Origin of the sequence: Streptomyces sp. DH37, assembly GCF_029813835.1 — a bacterium.
In the GTDB taxonomy this organism is placed as follows: domain Bacteria; phylum Actinomycetota; class Actinomycetes; order Streptomycetales; family Streptomycetaceae; genus Streptomyces.
In genome coordinates, this window is sequence record NZ_JARVKV010000044.1 from 1 (window position 1) to 17,313 (window position 17,313).

13 protein-coding genes and 1 other RNA gene are annotated in these 17,313 nt (G+C 74.1%); 2 read left to right on the top strand and 12 right to left on the bottom strand.

Going from position 1 to position 17,313, the window contains the following annotated elements; genetic code table 11:
* Positions 1–232: 232 nt before the first annotated feature.
* The 4 genes from QC029_RS20590 to QC029_RS20605 form a co-directional block, all read right to left on the bottom strand.
* Positions 233–2,518 (bottom strand): UvrD-helicase domain-containing protein, encoded by a 2,286-nt coding sequence (locus QC029_RS20590; RefSeq protein WP_279557230.1) that lies wholly within the window; start codon positions 2,516–2,518, stop codon positions 233–235.
* Positions 2,519–3,219: 701 nt separating this feature from the next.
* On the bottom strand, positions 3,220–4,449 hold the full coding sequence (locus QC029_RS20595; RefSeq protein ID WP_279557196.1) for a uroporphyrinogen-III synthase: 1,230 nt from the start codon (positions 4,447–4,449) through the stop codon (positions 3,220–3,222).
* Positions 4,450–4,618: 169 nt separating this feature from the next.
* Positions 4,619–6,019, bottom strand: a complete 1,401-nt coding sequence (locus QC029_RS20600) for a NarK/NasA family nitrate transporter (RefSeq protein ID WP_279557197.1) — start codon at positions 6,017–6,019, stop codon at positions 4,619–4,621.
* A gap of 367 nt (positions 6,020–6,386) precedes the next feature.
* Positions 6,387–7,364 carry a LysR family transcriptional regulator gene (locus QC029_RS20605; protein WP_279557198.1) on the bottom strand — a complete coding sequence of 326 codons (978 nt, stop codon included), beginning with the start codon at positions 7,362–7,364 and terminating at the stop codon, positions 6,387–6,389.
* An 83-nt stretch (positions 7,365–7,447) separates the two neighbouring features.
* On the opposite strand from QC029_RS20605, the gene QC029_RS20610 reads away from it, so the two are divergent.
* Positions 7,448–8,836: an MFS transporter gene (locus QC029_RS20610; RefSeq protein WP_279557199.1), complete on the top strand. Its 1,389-nt coding sequence runs from the start codon at positions 7,448–7,450 to the stop codon at positions 8,834–8,836.
* 87 nt (positions 8,837–8,923) lie between these two features.
* Here the strand turns inward: QC029_RS20610 and ssrA are convergent.
* From ssrA to ftsE, 5 genes are all read right to left on the bottom strand, one after another.
* Positions 8,924–9,295: a transfer-messenger RNA gene (ssrA, locus tag QC029_RS20615) on the bottom strand.
* Between the two features lie 230 nt (positions 9,296–9,525).
* Entirely contained in the window at positions 9,526–10,005 is a 480-nt protein-coding gene (gene smpB, locus QC029_RS20620; RefSeq protein ID WP_279557200.1) for an SsrA-binding protein SmpB, read from the bottom strand.
* A gap of 18 nt (positions 10,006–10,023) precedes the next feature.
* Entirely contained in the window at positions 10,024–11,136 is a 1,113-nt protein-coding gene (locus tag QC029_RS20625; protein ID WP_279557231.1) for a S41 family peptidase, read from the bottom strand.
* 239 nt (positions 11,137–11,375) lie between these two features.
* On the bottom strand, positions 11,376–12,293 hold the full coding sequence (gene ftsX / locus QC029_RS20630) for a permease-like cell division protein FtsX (protein WP_279557201.1): 918 nt from the start codon (positions 12,291–12,293) through the stop codon (positions 11,376–11,378).
* A 9-nt stretch (positions 12,294–12,302) separates the two neighbouring features.
* Positions 12,303–12,992, bottom strand: coding sequence for a cell division ATP-binding protein FtsE (gene ftsE, locus QC029_RS20635; protein WP_279557202.1), 690 nt, complete (start codon positions 12,990–12,992; stop codon positions 12,303–12,305).
* A 280-nt stretch (positions 12,993–13,272) separates the two neighbouring features.
* Between ftsE and QC029_RS20640 the strand changes: the two genes are divergently transcribed.
* Positions 13,273–13,473 carry a hypothetical protein gene (locus QC029_RS20640; RefSeq protein WP_279557203.1) on the top strand — a complete coding sequence of 67 codons (201 nt, stop codon included), beginning with the start codon at positions 13,273–13,275 and terminating at the stop codon, positions 13,471–13,473.
* A gap of 144 nt (positions 13,474–13,617) precedes the next feature.
* Here the strand turns inward: QC029_RS20640 and QC029_RS20645 are convergent, their stop codons facing one another.
* From QC029_RS20645 to QC029_RS20655, 3 genes are all read right to left on the bottom strand, one after another.
* On the bottom strand, positions 13,618–14,457 hold the full coding sequence (locus QC029_RS20645; protein WP_279557204.1) for a hypothetical protein: 840 nt from the start codon (positions 14,455–14,457) through the stop codon (positions 13,618–13,620).
* Positions 14,458–14,767: 310 nt separating this feature from the next.
* The gene (gene prfB, locus QC029_RS20650; RefSeq protein ID WP_279557205.1) at positions 14,768–15,886 is read right to left on the bottom strand and encodes a peptide chain release factor 2; all 1,119 of its coding nucleotides are present in this window, start codon (positions 15,884–15,886) and stop codon (positions 14,768–14,770) included.
* Between the two features lie 114 nt (positions 15,887–16,000).
* The gene (locus QC029_RS20655) at positions 16,001–17,278 is read right to left on the bottom strand and encodes a serine/threonine-protein kinase (RefSeq protein WP_279557206.1); all 1,278 of its coding nucleotides are present in this window, start codon (positions 17,276–17,278) and stop codon (positions 16,001–16,003) included.
* Between the last annotated feature and the right edge of the window lie 35 nt (positions 17,279–17,313).

Consider the following 17,313-nt stretch of genomic DNA (forward strand, 5'->3'; position numbering starts at 1 on the left):
GAGGGGGCCCCGCGGCCGGGGGACGGCGCGGACCCCTCGTCCACGTCTGTGACACCGACCCGCCATGCTCGCCTCGCGGCAAGTGGTCGCTCGAAGCGACGAAGGTTGGGCCCGGGGGCTTGGATCGGGCCGGTGCCACAGCCAGGCTAACAAACGATCGGGGAAGGTGATTCCGGCCGACCGCAAAGCCCGGGAAAACTCCGCGGATCCCCGGCGGGCCCCGGTCCCGGCCTCACTCCCGCAGCAGGTCGGGGACCCCCTCCGCGTCCGGCAGGTCCTTCTCCCGCGACAGGACCGTCAGCCGCTGCGTGGCCCGGGTCAGCGCCACGTACAGCACCCGCAGCCCGGCCGGGGACTCGTCGGCGATCTCCGCGGGCGAGACGACGAGCGTCGCGTCGTACTCCAGGCCCTTGGCCTCCAGGCTGCCCAGCGGCACCACCCGGTCGCCGAGTCCCTCCAGCCAGGCACGAGCCTGCTCGCGGCGGCCCATCGCCACCACGACGCCGACCGTGCCCTCCACCTCCGCCAGCAGCCGCTCGGCCTCCGCCCGCACCGCCCGGCCCACGCCGCCGCCCGGCGCCGTCGCGAAGCGCGGCACCAGGCCGGTGGCGCGGACCGCGCGGGGCGGGCGCACGCCCGGCATGGCCAGGGCCAGCACCCGGGCGGACAGCTCGGCGATCTCGGCCGGGTTGCGGTAGTTCACCGTCAGCTCGAAGCGGCGGCGCGGACGGGTGCCCAGCGCCTCGTCGCGGGCGGCGGCGGCCTCCTCCGGATCGGACCAGGAGCTCTGCGCCGGGTCGCCGACGACCGTCCACGTGGCGTGGCGGCCGCGGCGGCCGACCATCCGCCACTGCATGGGGGTGAGGTCCTGCGCCTCGTCGACGATGACGTGCGCGTAGTCGGTGCGCTCCTCGTCGGGCCGCTCGGCGCGGGCGGCGGAGCGGCCGGCGGTACGGTCCGCGTAGGTCCTCAGCTCCTCCAGGCCGGTGAGCTGGTCCAGCGGGTCCACCTCCCTCCTGCGGGGGCGGGCGGGGGCGCCGAGCAGGACCCGCAGCTCGTCCAGGAGCGCCACGTCGTGCGCGGAGAGCGGACCGGAGCCGTCGGCGTCCAGCCGGGACAGCGAGCGCGCCAGCCTGCGCACCTCGCGCGGCTGGAGGACGCGGCGTGCCCAGCGGGCCAGCCGCCTCTCGTCGCCCATGGCGGCCAGCACGCGGCGCGGGGTCAGCTCGGGCCACCAGGCGTCGAGGAAGCCGGTGAAGTCGACCTCGGTGGAGACGTCCTCGTCGAAGCCCTGGCGCGCCTCGGCGGCCAGTTCGGGATCGGTGTGCCGCCGCCCGGCGCCGGAGCGCTCCCACAGCGCGTCCAGCAGCAGCCGCCGGGCGCGCGGGCGCAGCAGGTTGACCGGCGCGGTGCCGGCGAGGGCCTGCTCGCGGACGCGGCGCAGGTCGTCGGCGTCCAGCTCCAGGCGCGCGCCGAGGGCGACCACCCGCAGCCGTTCGGGGGCCTCCCCCAGCTCCAGCGCGCCGCGCGCCGCCCTGCGCAGCACCCTCACCATGCGGGAGGAGCCCTTGACGCGGGCGACGGCCTGCTCGTCGTAGGCGTCGGCCTCCGCACCCTCCACCAGCGAGCCCAGCGCGCGGATCGCGACCTGGCCCTCCTCGCCCAGGGACGGCAGCACGCCCTCGGTGTACGACACCAGCAGCGGGGTGGGGCTCACGATGAGGATGCCGCCCGCGTAGCGCCGCCGGTCCTGGTAGAGGAGGTACGCGGCGCGGTGCAGCGCGACGGCCGTCTTGCCCGTGCCGGGCCCGCCCTCGACCTCGGTGACGGAGGCGGCGGGGGCCCGGATCACCTCGTCCTGCTCGGCCTGGATGGAGGCGACGATGTCGCGCATGGAGTGGCTCCGGGCCCGGCCCAGCGCCGCCATCAGGGCGCCGTCGCCGACCACCGCGAGCTCCCGCCCGTCCAGGTGGGCGGTCAGCTCCGGGCGCAGCAGGTCGTCCTCCACGCCCAGCACCTTCCGGCCCCGGCTGCGGATCACCCGGCGCCGCACCACCCGGCCCGGCGCCACGGGGGTGGCCCGGTAGAAGGGCGCGGCGGCCGGGGCGCGCCAGTCGATGACCAGCGGGGTGTAGTCGGCGTCGAGCACGCCGAGCCGCCCGATGTGCAGGGTCTCGGCGATGTCCGCGACGGCGCCGCCGGCGCCGTCGGGGCGCACCGCGTCGTCGGCGGGCTCGACGGAGGTGTACGCGCCGTCCGGCCCGCGCTCGCCGTCCTTGCCCAGCAGCAGGTCGACGCGGCCGAAGAGGAAGTCCTCGAACTCGCTGTTGAGCCGGTTGAGGTGCACGCCGGCGCGGAAGACCTGCGCGTCCCGCTCGGCGAGCGCCCCCGGCGTGCCGACCTGGGCGCGCTTGGCGGCGTCCGCCATGAGGAACTCCGCCTCGTGGATCTTCTCCTCGAGGCGCCGGTAGACCGTGTCGAGGTGCTCCTGCTCCCCGCGGATCTCCCGCTCCCGTATGCCGTCGTGAACCTCCCGGCGGCCGTCGCTCCGGCCGTCGCTCCGGCCGGCGGGCCGGTCGTCGCCGCGGCTGTCGTCGGCGGTCCGCTCCGCCGGCGGCACTGTGTCCTGCGCTCCCAACGCACGGCCCCCTTCTGGTGTACTCAGGGCAGCCGTCCACCGTACGCGACGGGGACGGTGGAGCGCACGCGCGGAACGGGCACGGAAGCGGCACGGAAGCGGCACGAACCCGGCACGGAAGCGCCACGCCTCCCGGGAGCGGGCGGCGCTCACGCCGCCGGGAGCGTCACCGGGTGCCGTCCGTCCGGGGTGCGGACCTCGAACCGCTCGGTGTCGGAGCGGTCGGTCCCGGTGCCGCCGACCGTGTGGAGCGGGGTGTCCCCGCGGCCCCCGGCCGGGGCCCGGCCGGTGCGCGTCGCGCCAGGCGCGCAGCCGGGTCTCCCGCACGACGTCCCCGGCGCGGTGCCGGTCCCCGGCGACGAGCCGGAGTACGCACGCGAGCAGCGGGCCGGCGTGCTCGCGGTACAGCACCCGCATCAGTTCCTCGTCCGGTCCCTCCCGCACACGTGGGTGTGGTCGCGGTCGGTCGTCACGGCGGCGTCCTCGCGCACACCGTCCTCCCCGTCGACGTGTCCCCGGGTCCTCTGCGGAATCGGCGAAACCGCTCCCGTCGGGGGACACGGACGGTGCAGGCCGGGCGTTCAGCCCCCGGCGGGGTGCTCGGTGGGGTGCTCGGTGGGGTGCTCCGCGGGGTGTTCCCTGGTGTGCTCCGCCCCCTCCGCCTCCCCCGCGGTCCCGCCCCCGGTCCCGTCCGCCGAGCCGCCCGAGGGGTCGAAGGCCAGCCGGTAGCCGCGCTTGACCACCGTCTGGATCATCCGGGGCCCGCCGAGGGCCGAGCGCAGCCGCGCCATCGCCGTCTCCACGGCGTGCTCGTCGCGCCCCGCGCCGGGCAGGGCGCGCAGCAGGTCGGCGCGGGAGACCACCCAGCCGGGCCGCCGGGCCAGGGCCCGCAGCAGGGCCATCCCGGCGGGCGGTACGGGCCGCAGCTCGCCGTCCACGACCGCCGCGTGGCCCCGGATCTCCAGCCGCCGCCCGGCGACGGGCAGGGCGGTCGCGCGGGCGGGCAGTTCGCGGCAGAGCAACTGGACCAGCGGTCCGAGCCGGAAGCGCTCGGGCCGCACCACCGGTACGTCGTGCGCGGTCAGCGGCAGCGCGGTGACCGGGCCCACGCAGGCGGCCAGCACCTCGTGCCGCAGCGCCTCCAGCAGCCCGTCCCGCAGGCCGCGCCGCTCCGCGCGCTCCAGCAGGGAGGCCGCCGCGGGGGCGGAGGTGAAGGTGACCGCGTCCACGGCGCGGGCCAGCACGGCGTCGATCAGCCGGTCCACGGGGGCGATGTCCTCCGGGGGCAGCCAGCGGTAGACGGGGACGCCCACGACCTCCGCCCCCGCCTCGCGCAGCGCCTCGACGAAGCCGGGCAGCGGCTCGCCGTGGAGCTGGACGGCGATCCGGCGGCCGTCGACCCCCTCGGCCAGCAGCCGGTCCAGGACCTCGGCCAGCGACTCCGACGGCGGCGACCAGGCCTCGGTCAGCCCCGCGGCCCGTACCGCGCCGCGCACCTTGGGGCCGCGGGCGAGCAGTTCCACCCCGCCCAGCGCGGTCCGCAGCCGCTCGCCCAGGCCCCAGCCGTCGGCGGCCTCCACCCAGCCGCGGAAGCCGATGGCGGTGGTGGCCACCACCGTGTCGGGGGCGTGGTCGAGCAGCGCCTCGGTCGCGCCGAGCAGTTCGCCGTCGTCGGCCAGCGGCACGATGCGCAGGGCCGGCGCGTGCAGCACCGCCGCGCCGCGCCGCTCCAGCAGCGCGCCCAGTTCGTCGGCGCGCCGGGCGGCGGTGACGCCGACGGTGAAGCCTTCCAGTGGTCCGACCTGGTGCATGTGGTCCTCGTCCGCAGTCGTCCGTACGGGTTCGCCCGGGCCGGGCCGTACAGCCGTGTCCGTACGGCCGTGGGCGGACCGAGCCTGTCAAGGATGCGTGACGGGCTCGGTTCGCCGTGGTTTCCCCGGTGTTACGGGCATTGTGTCCGGGCCTCCCCGCCCCGGCCGCTCACACCTCCGCGTAGGCGGGGCGCTCCCGCGTTTCGCCCGCCGCCGTGCGGTCCCCGCCGGGCGCGGTGGCGGCGGCGGGCGCGGAGGCGGTGCGCCGCAGGTATACGGCCCAGGTCACCGCCGCGCAGGCCACGTAGTAGCCGAGGAAGACGACGAAGGCCCCGGTGCCGGTGCCGGAGGTCAGGAAGGACTGGCGCAGGGCCATGTTGATGCCCAGGCCGCCGAACCCGCCGACCGCCCCGATCAGGGCCATGGAGGCGCCCGACAGCCGGCGGGCGCGGACGGCGGCCGCCTCCCCGGTCAGGCCCATGGCGTGGGCCTTGGCCTGGAAGATGCCCGGGATCATCTTGAACGTCGAGCCGTTGCCCAGCCCGGTGAGCACGAACAGGACGATGAAGGAGGCGATGAACAGCGGCAGCGACTCCCGCGTCGACGCGGCGACGATGAAGGCGACCGCGACCGTCATGGCCGCGAAGTTCCACAGCGTGACGCGGGCGCCGCCGAGCCGGTCGGCGAGCCGCCCGCCGACGGGGCGGATCAGCGAGCCCAGCAGCGGTCCGATGAAGGTGAGGGAGGCGGCCTGGAGGGGGGTGCGGCCGAACTGGTTCTGGAGCACCAGGCCGAAGGCGAAGCCGTAGCCGATGAACGAGCCGAAGGTGCCGATGTAGAGGAACGCCATGATCCAGGTGTGGCGGTCGCGCGCGGCCTCCTTCGCCGCGCCGGTGTCGTTGCGGACGGGGCCGAGGTTGTCCATGTACCGCGCGCTGAGGACGGTGGCGGCGACGATCAGCGGCAGGTAGGCGGCGAGCAGCAGCCTGGGCTGCGCGGATCCGGCGACGGCGATGATCAGCAGGCCGGCGAGCTGGACGACGGCGACGCCGATGTTGCCGCCGCCCGCGTTCATCCCCAGGGCCCAGCCCTTCAGCCGCAGCGGGTAGAAGCTGTTGATGTTGGTCATGGAGGAGGCGAAGTTGGCGCCGCCGACGCCGGTGAGGACCGCCACCAGCATGAAGGTGGTGTACGACGTGCCCGGTTCCATGACCACGAGGAGGGCGGCGGTGGGCACCAGCAGCATCGCCGCGCTGATCACCGTCCAGTTGCGGCCGCCGAAGCGGGCGACCGCGAAGCCGTAGGGCACCCGCAGCGCGGCGCCGACCAGGGAGGCGACGGCGACCAGGAAGAACTTCCCGGCCGGGTCGATGCCGTACTCGGGGCCCATGAACAGGGCGAGCACCGAGAACATGCTCCACACGGAGAACCCGATGTGCTCGGAGACCACCGACAGGGCGAGGTTGCGCCGGGCGACGCGGCGGCCCTCCCGCTCCCAGAAGCCCTCGTCCTCCGGGTCCCAGTGCTCGATCCAGCGGCCCCTGCCGCGTGCGGTCGTCGGAGCGGTCATGGCGCCTCCACGGTGTCGGATGTCGGTTCCCGACGCTATGGACGGCGCGTTTCGCCCCGGTGCCCCCAGGTGACCTCCGCGCAACCTTGCTCTCACGCGGGGGCCAGGGCGCGTGTGAGCCCTCGGCGACCGCTCCGCGTGCCCCCGGAACTGTCCTGAACTCATCGCCCGCCGCCCGCTGACCGCCCGCGCCCCCCGCATTCGGCCGTTCGATCGGGGCGTGCCGGGCGAAACCGCCGGATGCGTGTCGCCGGGCCGGGACCGGCCCGGCCGAGCGCATCGTCCCCCGCATCGAAGGGCGTCGTCCGATGTCTCCCGTATGCGCCGTTTCGAGAGGGAAGGTAACGGTGCTTTTCGGCCAGGGACTTCAGCGCGCCGACGGCGGGGCCGCGCCCAGGACCCGGGCGTCCGGCTCCGGCAGCCAGGAGCCGTAGGGCCGCTCCCGCCAGCGGCCCGCGTCCGCCAGCCGCCGCACGGACGCCTGGAGCGCGTCCAGTCCCGGATGGCGCAGGCCGCGCCGCCACACCATGGAGACCGGCGAGAGCGGCACCGGGTCGACGAGCGGGCGCAGGGCCATGCCCGGCACCGCGGTGAAGACCTCACTGGCCAGCACCGACCAGCCCCGCCTGCGGACGACCCGGGCGAACTCCGCCTCTCCCTCGATCCTCGGGAACGGCGCGGCGAGCCCGATGCCGCGGCCCTCGAAGAGGTGACGGGCGTAGTCGGTCCACTCGGCGGTCTCCGGGTTGCCCGCCCCCGCGTACAGCGTCTCCCCCGCCAGCGCGTCCAGCGGCACCCGGGGCAGCCGGGCCAGCCGGTGGTCCTGCGGGAGCAGCACGGCGAGCCGCTCGTAGCGGATCAGCCGGTGGTCGAGCACGGCCAGCACGGCCGGCTCCAGACCGGCGACCCGGCCGAAGGAGACGTCGAGCCGCCCGCCGGCGATCTCCGCGGCGGCGCCGGTCAGCCCGCTGTGGTAGCGGGCGACGAACTCCAGCTCGGGCGCCAGCCGCCGGGCCTCGTCCAGCACCTGCTGACCGGTGGCGACCGGGGCGCCGACGTCGACGAGCAGGGGGCGCTCGTCGCGTACGGCGGCGGCGTTCAGCTCGTCGTGCGCCGCGAGCACCCGCCGGGCGTACGGCAGCAGCCGCTCCCCCTCGGGCGTCAGGGCCACGCGCCGGGTGGTGCGGACGAACAGCACGGTGCCGAGCTGGTCCTCCAGCCGCCGTATGTCGCGGCTCAGCGACTGCTGGGCGACGAACATCCGGGCGGCGGCACGGGTGAAGTTCAGTTCGCCGGCGACGGCGGCGAAGGCGCGCAGCAGCCGGGGGTCGGTGTCTCGGGGCACGCCCCATGGTGACAACGAATGTGCGTGAATGACCAGCGACCAGGTGTTGGACGCCCCACACACGCCTGCCTCACGGTGTGTACATGCCGAAATCCGCCGCCGGACCCGACCGCTCCCGCCCCCGTACCGACTCCGACGCGCCGCCCGTGCCGGACGGCGGGACCCCGGCCACCGCACGGCCCGGAGGCGCACGGAAAGGCGCTCGCCCCGGAGGCCGCGCCACGCACATCCGCTGGCTCGCGCCCTACGCGCGCCTGTTCGCCCCGCCCGGGACGCGGGCCTTCGCCTTCGCGGGCTTCCTCGCACGGCTGCCGATGGGGATGTTCGGCATCAGCGCGGTCGTCATGATCGCCACCACTCGCGGCTCGTACGCCCTCGCCGGGGCCGTGACCGCCACCGGACTGGTCGCCACCGCCGTCCTGGCGCCGCTGATCGCCCGGCTGGTGGACCGCCGCGGACAGGCCCGGATCGCCGTACCGGCCGCCTTCCTCGCCGCGGCGGGCTCGCTGGCGCTGCTGCTGTGCGTGCGGTACGACGCCCCCGACTGGACGCTGTTCGCCGCCCACGCGGCCGGCTCCACCGCCCCCAACACCGGGGGCATGGCGCGGGCCCGCTGGGCGCACCTGTACCGCGGTCCCTCCCCGGAGGCCGAGGCCGCGCGGCACACCGCCAACTCCTTCGAGCAGGCCCTGGACGAACTGTGCTTCATGCTCGGCCCGGTCCTGGCCACCGTCCTGTGCGTCTCGCTCTTCCCCGAGGCGGGCACCCTGACCGCCGTGGTCCTGATGCTGGCCGGCACCCTGCTGTTCGCCGCCCAGCGCCGCACCGAACCGCCCGTCGTGCCGCACGACGGCGCCGCCCGCACGGCCGCGCCGCTGCGCACCCCGGGCCTGCCCCCGCTGCTGGCCGCCTTCCTCGCCACCGGCGCGGTCTTCGGCGCGCTGGAGGTGGTGACGGTCGCGTACGCCGACGGGCTGGGCCACCAGGGCGCGGCGGGGGCCGTCCTGGCCCTCCAGGCGCTGGGCTCGGGAGCGGCGGGGCTCGCCTTCGGCGCCCTGCGCCTCGGAGGATCGGTGCGGCAGCGCTTCGCGGTGTGCGTGGGAGCGATGGCCGCCCTGATGACGCTGCCGCTGCTCGCCTCGGCCGCCGGCAGTCTGCTGGTGCTGGCCCCCGCGCTGCTGGTCGCCGGGATGGCGACGGCCCCGACGATGGTCACCGGCATGACGCTGGTCCAGCGGCTCACCCCGCCCGGCCGGCTGAACGAGGGCATGACCCTGGCCGTCACCGCGCTGCTGGGCGGCGTGGCCGCCGGTTCGGCGGCGGGCGGCTGGGCGGCGGAGCACCTGGGCGGCTCGTGGGGGTACGCGGTGCCGCCGGTGGCCGCCGCGCTCGCCGCGGCCACGGCACTGGCCGCGGCTCCGGGACGGAGGGCGGCGCGGGGCAGGCGCGAGGCAGGTGTCAGACAGGCGTGAGGCAGGCGTGGGACAGGCATGAGGCAGGCGTGAGACATGGCGAAGGCCCCGCCGTCCGAGGACGGCGGGGCCTTCGACCCATGGGGTGAGTGGAGATGGCGGGAATCGAACCCGCGTCCAACGGTGCAGAACCAGGGCTTCTCCGAGCGCAGTCCGCTGTGATTTTCTCGGCCCCGGCGGTCACGCGGACAAGCCGCCGACAGGCCCAGTCACTGTTTGATGTCCCGTCAGCCCCCGTGACCGGGGTTAACGGTGGAGTTCCCTAGCTGATGCCAGGATCCAGGGCGGGAACGCCCCTGGGCTGACACTTCGCGAGTCGCTGCTCAGGCAGCGAGGGCGAAGGAATCGCGCTTGGTGTTGGCGATTATTTTTTTGCGGCAGATGGTTAACGAGATCATTGCCGCGTTCCTCGGCTCGCTTCCCCTGCTTCAACAGCCGCTGTCGAAACCGATCATCCCCATGTTCATTTGACAAGCTCGCCCGGCCGGAGCCGGACGGCGCTGGTGCCATTGTACGGGTCGACGCGGTGGTCTGCCAGCGCGTTCCCCGTCTCCGGGGAGCCGCCCGGCCGATCCGCTCCGGCCTCGTACACACAGTCCAACGGCGCCCGCCCCCGGATTGTTCCCGGGGGCGCGCGGTGCCTCCCCGCGGCGCGCGAGGGGGCGGCGACCGCCGTGGCGGGCGGGCCGTCAGGCCCGCTGGCGGCGGCGGGCCGCCGAGACCGCGCGCTCGGCCTCGCGGCGGTCCTGCTTCTCCCGCAGGGTCTGCCGCTTGTCGTACTCCTTCTTGCCCCGCGCCAGCGCGACCTCGACCTTCGCCCGGCCGTCCTTGAAGTAGAGCTGGAGGGGGACCAGCGTCAGACCCGTCTCCTGGAGCTTGCCGATCAGCTTGTCGATCTCCTCGCGGTGCATCAGCAGCTTCCGCTTGCGCCGCGCGCTGTGGTTGGTCCACGTCCCCTGGCTGTACTCCGGGATGTGGACGTTGTGCAGCCACGCCTCACCGCCGTCGAGCTGGGCGAAGCCGTCCACCAGCGACGCCCGCCCCTGCCGCAGCGACTTCACCTCGGTGCCGGTCAGCACCAGCCCGCACTCGTAGGTGTCGAGGATGAGGTAGTCGTGCCGCGCCTTCTTGTTCTGCGCGATGAGTTTGCGCCCCGTCTCTTTAGCCATAGCCAGGCCATTCTCCCACTACGACCGGGTGGCGAGGCCACTCAATACCGTGCGGGCCTCCTCCTGCGCGTCCTGCCCCGGCCGCACCACCAGGTCCGGGGCCAGCCCCTCCTCCTCGAGGATGCGTCCGGCGGGGGTGGCGTAGTGGCCGACGGTCAGCTCGGCGACCGAGCCGTCCGGCTGCTCCTCCGGCACCTGCACCGAGCCCTTGCCGAAGGTGCGGGTGCCGACGACGACCGCCCGGCCGCGGTCCTGGAGGGCGCCCGCCAGCAGTTCGGCGGCGCTCATCGTGCCGCCGTCGACCAGCACCACCAGGGGCGACTCGGTGTTGCCGCCGGGCTCGGCGTACAGCGCGCGGCGGGTGTCGCCGTTCCCGTAGGTGGCGACCAGGCCGCCGTCGAGGAAGGCGGAGGCCGCGCCGGCGGCCTCCGCGACCAGGCCGCCGGGGTTGCCGCGCAGGTCGAGCAGGATTCCCTCGTCCGGGGGAAGTCCGTCGACCGCGCGCCGCACCTGTTCGCCGGACCCCTTGGTGAACGAGTCGATCCTGACGCGGGTGGCGCCGGTCCCGGTGGAGCCGTCGTCCAGGGGGACGACGGTGACGGTCTCGACGCCGAGCCGGGCCCGCTCGAGCCCCTCCTCCCAGCGCCGGCCGTCGCGGTCGAGGCCGAGGACGACCCGGCTGCCGGGCGGCGCCGCCTCCCCCGGCGCGCCGCCACGCAGCAGGGCCACGACGTCGGTGACGGGGCGGCCGCCGGTCGCGGTGCCGTCGACGGTGACCAGCCGGTCCCCGGCGCGTACGCCCGCCTCGGCGGCGGGGCTCCCGGGCTGGACGCGGGCCACCTCGACCCGGTCGCCGCCCGTGCGGCGCACGGAGACGCCCACGCCCACGTACTCGCCGTCCAGGGCCCTGCGGAGCCCCTCGTACTCGCGGGCGGTGTACGCGGCGGCCCAGCGGTCGCCGCTGCGGCTGACCAGCTCCTCGGCGTCGTACGCGGCGTCCTCGTGCCCGGAGGCGCTCTCCTGCGCCCCCGTGCGGGACAGCCGGGGACTCACCGGCGACGCGTCACTCTCGGTGACGCCACCCCACGATTCGGTGACGGCCCCGGTCGCCAGGACGGTCACGAAGACCAGGGTCAGCCCGGCCCCGCGGAGGACGCGGTGGGGCCGGTGCCCGCCGTCCGCGGGCCGGCCCGCGGTCCGGGCGGAGCCGTGGGGAGCGAACTTCGACGGACCCGACATGCTGCGGAGTCTAGGACACGGGTGGGCGTCGCACGGGAGGTTGCACGGACGACCGCCGCGTCCTTCGTCACACCCGGAGCGTGCCCGGGGGCGTCACAACGGCCCCCGGGCGCCCCCGGGTCGCGCCTCCGTCACACCTTCAGGTACTTACGCAGCGTGATGAAGGCGGCCAGTGCGGGCATCAGCACGCCGACCACGAAGACCAGCGGGAGCACCTTCAACAGCGCGTCCCAGCCGATGAAGTTGATCAGCGGCATCTGCTCGGCCAGCGACAGGCCGGCGTCGATGAGGAAGTAGCGGCCGACCACCAGCAGCACGGTCGCGCCGAAGGCGCCCAGCAGGCCCGCGAACGCGGCCTCCGCGATGAACGGCATCTGGATGTAGAAGCTGGAGGCGCCCACCAGCCGCATGATCCCCGTCTCGCGGCGCCTGCTGAACGCCGCCACCCGCACGGTGTTGACGATCAGCAGCAGGGCGACGACCAGCATCAGGCCCATCAGCCCTATCGCCGCCCAGTTCATGCCGTTGAGCATCCGGAAGAGGTTCTCCAGCAGGTTCCGCTGGTCCTGGACCTCCTGGACGCCCTCGCGGCCGGAGAAGGCGGTGCTGATGACCTCGAACTTGGTGGGGTCCTTCAGCTTGACGCGGTAGGACTCCTGCATCTGGTCCGGGGTCAGCGAGTCGGCCAGCGGGGAGTCCCTGAACTGCTCCTGGTAGTGCTTGTACGCCTGTTCGGCGGACTCGTGGTAGACCGTTTCGACTATGTCGAGCTTGTCGAGGTCCGCCTTGATCTGGCGCTTCTGCTGCGCGGTGACCGCCCCCCTGGTGCAGTTGGGGTCGGACTCGGCGTCGTTCTCGTTGCAGAGGTAGATCGACACCTGGACCTTGTCGTACCAGAACCCCTTCATGCTGTTGACCTGTTCGCGGGCGAGCAGCGCACCGCCGAGCAGGGCCAGCGACAGGGCGACGGAGACGATCACCGCGAAGGTCATCGTGAGGTTGCGGCGGAGACCGACGCCGATCTCCGACAGTACGAACTGGGCGCGCATGGCGTCCTTTCAGTGCTGGTAGCCGTAGACACCGCGCGACTGGTCGCGCACGAGACGGCCCTTTTCTAGTTCGATCACGCGCTTGCGCATCTGGTCGACGATCTGCTGGTCGTGGGTGGCCATGACCACGGTCGCCCCGGTGCGGTTGATGCGGTCCAGCAGCTTCATGATGCCGACGGACGTCTGCGGGTCGAGGTTGCCGGTGGGCTCGTCGGCGATCAGCAGCTTCGGCTTGTTGACGAACGCGCGGGCGATGGCCACGCGCTGCTGCTCACCGCCGGACAGCTCGCCGGGCATCCGGTCCTCCTTGCCCGTCAGGCCGACCAGGTCGAGCACCTGGGGGACGGACTTGCGGATGTCGCCGCGCGAGCGGCCGATCACCTCCAGGGCGAAGGCGACGTTCTCCCCGACCGTCTTGTTGGGGAGCAGCCGGAAGTCCTGGAAGACGGTGCCGATCTGGCGGCGCATCTGCGGCACCTTCCAGTTGGACAGGCGGGCGAGGTCCTTTCCGAGGACGTGGACCTGGCCGTGGCTGGTGCGCTCCTCCCGGAGGATCAGCCGCAGGAAGGTGGACTTGCCGGAGCCGGAGGAGCCCACCAGGAAGACGAACTCGCCGCGCTCGACCTCCAGCGAGACATCGTGGAGGGCGGGGCGGTTCTGCTTGGGGTAGAACTTCGAGACGTTGTCGAATCGGATCACGGATTTACACCACGTCGACCTGGGTAGGGGCAGCGGAAGCCGCGGAGTGGTTCCCCGTCGGTGTGGTGACCCTACGCGAATCGGCGCGAGGTCCGCAGTCGCCGTCCGGGGTTGGTGGTTTTGGTCACGGGGGCATCAGGCATAAACCAGGCATTGGCCATGACTTTCTGCGCTCCGGGCCCGGTGCTGGCACAGTGGAGGCAGAGCTTCCGGCTCCAGGGGCGGAGGTGGGAACAGAAGGCCGCCCGGCGGCGTTGGCGCTACATAAGGAGGACATCGCATGACGTGCGACCGACTGGTGTGCGCCAACTGCGCAGGGCCGGTGAGTGAGGGCCGTTGCCCGGTGTGCCGCGCGCACCGTGAGCGGCTGCACCAGGAGAACGGACCGTTCTCGCTGGGCTCCCTCTCCCCGGGGGCGCTGGCGGCACTGCTGCTGACCCTGATCGCCGTGGCCCTGCTGGCGCACCAGGCCGCCGTGTAGCGCCGTACGGGCCGCCCACGGCCGACACACAGGCCGACAACACCCCCGCCGGCATACGAGGGCCCGGGACGCCGTGCGTCCCGGGCCCTCGCCGCGTGTGCGCCGTCACGCGCCATCACGCGTGCGCGGCGCCGCGCGGATCGTTCAGGCGGCCGTACGGCGGCTCGCCAGGCGCGGCATCAGGCGGAAGCCGACACCACCGGCGATCATCGTGGCCGCGCCGACCAGCAGGAAGGTCGTCTCGGCGGCGCCGGTCTCGGCCAGCTCCTCCTTCGGCGCCTCCTGGCTGATCGGCTTGGTGCCGACCGAGTCGGTGTCGGTGCCGTCGCCGCAGTCCACGCTGGACTCGTCCAGCACGCAGGTCTGCGGGTTCTCATCCTCGGGACCGCCGGTACCGCCGGTGGAGCCCCCGGTACCGCCGGTGGAGCCTCCGGTGTCACCGCCGGTGGAGCCCCCGGAGTCACCGCCGGTGGAACCGGTGTCGCCACCGGAGGTGCCGTTGGTGCCGCTGCTGGTGCTGCCACCGGACGTGCCGTTGGAGCCGTTGCTGGTGTTGCCACCGGAGTTGCCGTTGGTGCCGTTGCTGGTGTTGCCACCGGTGGTGGGCTGGCCGGTCGTCTCGCCGGTGGTGGTCTCACCCGTGGTGGTCTCACCGGTGGTCGTCTCACCCGTGGTGGTCTCACCCGTGGTGGTCTCACCGGTGGTCGTCTCACCCGTGGTGGTCTCACCCGTGGTGGTCTCACCGGTGGTCGTCTCACCCGTGGTGGTCTGCCCCTGGTCGACACCGGACGTCTCGCCGGAGGCACCGCCGGTGGAGATCGAGGCCGCCCCTGCGTTGTCACCGCCCTCGGTCTCGCCGGTCTGGACGGCGGCGGTCAGCTCCAGGGCCGAGGCCGTGCCGACGGCCGTCAGCGACACACCGGCGAGGAAGACCGCGCCAGCGGCGACCCTCGCGACGCGCACCCGCGTCTTGGAATTGGTCATATGCCAACTACCCCCAGTAGTTGTCTTCGTCAGTGGGGCAGCCGTGCGGAGCTTCCTGCGTGCCGGGGTCCGTCGTGCCGAGCCGGCGACCGATCGTCGGTCGGGCTCTGTCCACCCCCGTACCTACGCGCCCCGAACACGCGCGTGCCAGCCCGCATGCTTTCCCAGCCCCGACACCGCCGTCAAGCCGGACCCATCCGAAATGTCCGCGGTGAGCGGGTAGTTGGGACCCCGGCGGGCGGGGTTGTGACACAACCGACACACGGGAGCGGGGACTTCCGGCGGACCGGCCGCCGGGGGCGGGCCCGGATCAGCCGGCGCTCTGCTGCTCCTGCTGCTTGCGCCAGCGGATGCCCGCCTCCAGGAAGCCGTCGATGTCGCCGTCGAGGACGGCCTGGGGGTTGCCGACCTCGTGCTCGGTGCGCAGGTCCTTGACCATCTGGTACGGCTGGAGGACGTACGAACGCATCTGGTTGCCCCAGGAGTTGCCGCCGTCGCTCTTGAGGGCGTCCATCTTGGCCTGCTCCTCCGCCCGGCGGTGCGCCAGGAGCCGGGCCTGGAGGACGCGCATGGCGGCGGCGCGGTTCTGGATCTGGGACTTCTCGTTCTGGCAGGAGACGACGATGCCGGTCGGGAGGTGCGTCATCCGGACCGCGGAGTCGGTGGTGTTGACCGACTGGCCGCCGGGGCCGGAGGAGCGGAAGACGTCGATGCGGATCTCGTTCTCGGGGATCTCGATGTGGTCGGTCTGCTCCACCACCGGCATCACCTCGACGCCCGCGAAGGACGTCTGGCGGCGGCCCTGGTTGTCGAAGGGCGAGATGCGCACCATGCGGTGGGTGCCCTGCTCCACCGAGAGGGTGCCGTAGGCGTAGGGGGCCTTGACGGAGAAGGTGGCGGACTTGATGCCCGCCTCCTCGGCGTACGAGGTGTCCAGGACCTCGGTCGGGTAGCCCTTGCGCTCGGCCCAGCGCAGGTACATGCGCATCAGCTGCTCGGCGAAGTCGGCGGCGTCCACGCCGCCGGCCTCCGCGCGGACGCTGACCATGGCCTCGCGGGGGTCGTACTCGCCGGAGAGGAGGGTGCGCACCTCCAGCTCGTCCACGGCCTTCTGAACGGACCGCAGCTCGTTCTCCGCCTCGGCGCGGGCGTCGGCGTCGTCCTCGGAGTCGGCGAGCTCGAACATGATCTCGAGGTCGTCGATCCGGCCGTGCAGCTCCTCCACCCTGCGGACCTGCGCCTGGAGCAGGGACAGCTTGCTGGTGACCCGCTGGGCGTTCTCGGTGTCGTTCCACAGGGCCGGGTCCGCCGCCTGCTCTTCGAGCACGGCGATCTCGGCCCTCAGCTTCTCGAGGTCCAGGACGGCCTCGATCGACTCCATGGTGGAGGTGAGGGACTTCAGTGCTTCGGATACGTCGACGACTGCCACGCCCTCCAGACTAACGGTTGCGGGAACCTTTGCCGCCGCCCCGTCGGCCGCGGACCGACCGGCCGGTAACCGGGCCGGCACTCCGCGTCGGGAGCCGGGTCCCCCGGGTGCCCCTCAGGGCTCCTCCGGCCGGTCCTCCTCGCTCTGCGACGGGGCCGTAGGACCGCCCTCGCCCTCGCCGCCGCCGTCGGCCAGGGCCAGCCAGCCGCCGACGCCGAGCGCGGCGGCGACGGCGGTGGCCGTGACGCCCAGCCTGACGCGGCGGCGGCGCTCGGCCGCCCGGTGGCGGGCGGAACCGGCGCGGGGACTGCCCGGGGTGCGGGGCGCGCGGGCGGTGCCGTGGGCGCCGCCCGCCAGTTCGTCCGCGCCGGGGACGCGCATGCTGGTGTGGGTGTCCCGGGTGGAGTCGGGAGCGGGCCCGCCGTGGACGAGCGGGACGGCGCCGCGGGCGGGCGTGTCGTACGGCTCGCCGTCGTACGCGGGACGGTCGCCGTACGGTCCGTACGCCCCCTGCTCCCCGTAGGCGTCGGACTCCGGTTCGGGCTCGTCGATGTCGAGCGGCGGGTGGCCGGCCAGCGACGGGAGCAGTTCCCGCAGCCGCGCGGCCGCCTCGGAGGCGCGCAGCCGGGAGGCGGGGGCCTTGGCCAGGCACTGGTTGATCAGCTGCCACAGCTCGTCCGGGATGCCGGGCAGCGGGGCGACGCGCTCGGTGACGTGGCGGCGCAGCACGGCGCCGGGGTGGCCGCCGCCGAAGGGCGTGAAGCCGGCGAGCAGCTCGTACAGCACCGTGGCCAGGGCGTAGACGTCGACGGAGGCGCGCGGCGGCAGGCCCTCGACGATCTCGGGGGCGACGTAGTCGGGGGTGCCGACGACCTTGCTGCCGCCGCCCCGGCTGGGCGCGTCGATCAGCTTGGCGATGCCGAAGTCGGTGAGCAGCGCGGGCGGCGCGCCGCCGGGGCCGGCCGGGGCGTGGACGTCGAGGAGGACGTTCTCGGGCTTGACGTCCCGGTGCACGATCCCGGCCGCGTGGGCGGCGGCCAGCGCGTCGGCGACGTCGGCGGCGATGGCGACGGCGACCTGCGGGGCGAGGCGGCGCTCGCGCTCCAGCCGGGTGCGCAGGTCGGTGCCGCGCACCAGGTCCATGACGAGGGCGAGGTCGTTTCCGTCGACCACCAGGTCGCGCACGCCGACGACGCGCGGGTGGTCGAGGGCGAGCAGCGCGGTGCGCTCCTGGACGAAGCGGCCCACCAGCTCCTGGTCCGAGGCGAGGTCCTCGCGCAGCAGCTTGACGGCGACGGGGCCCTGCGGCCCCTCGCCCAGCCACACCGTGCCGGCGCTTCCGCGGCCCAGGATCTGGTGGGCGGTGTACCGACTGCCGATCTTCCGTGACATGGCGACAAAACTACGCGTCCGGGAGGGTGGCGCGC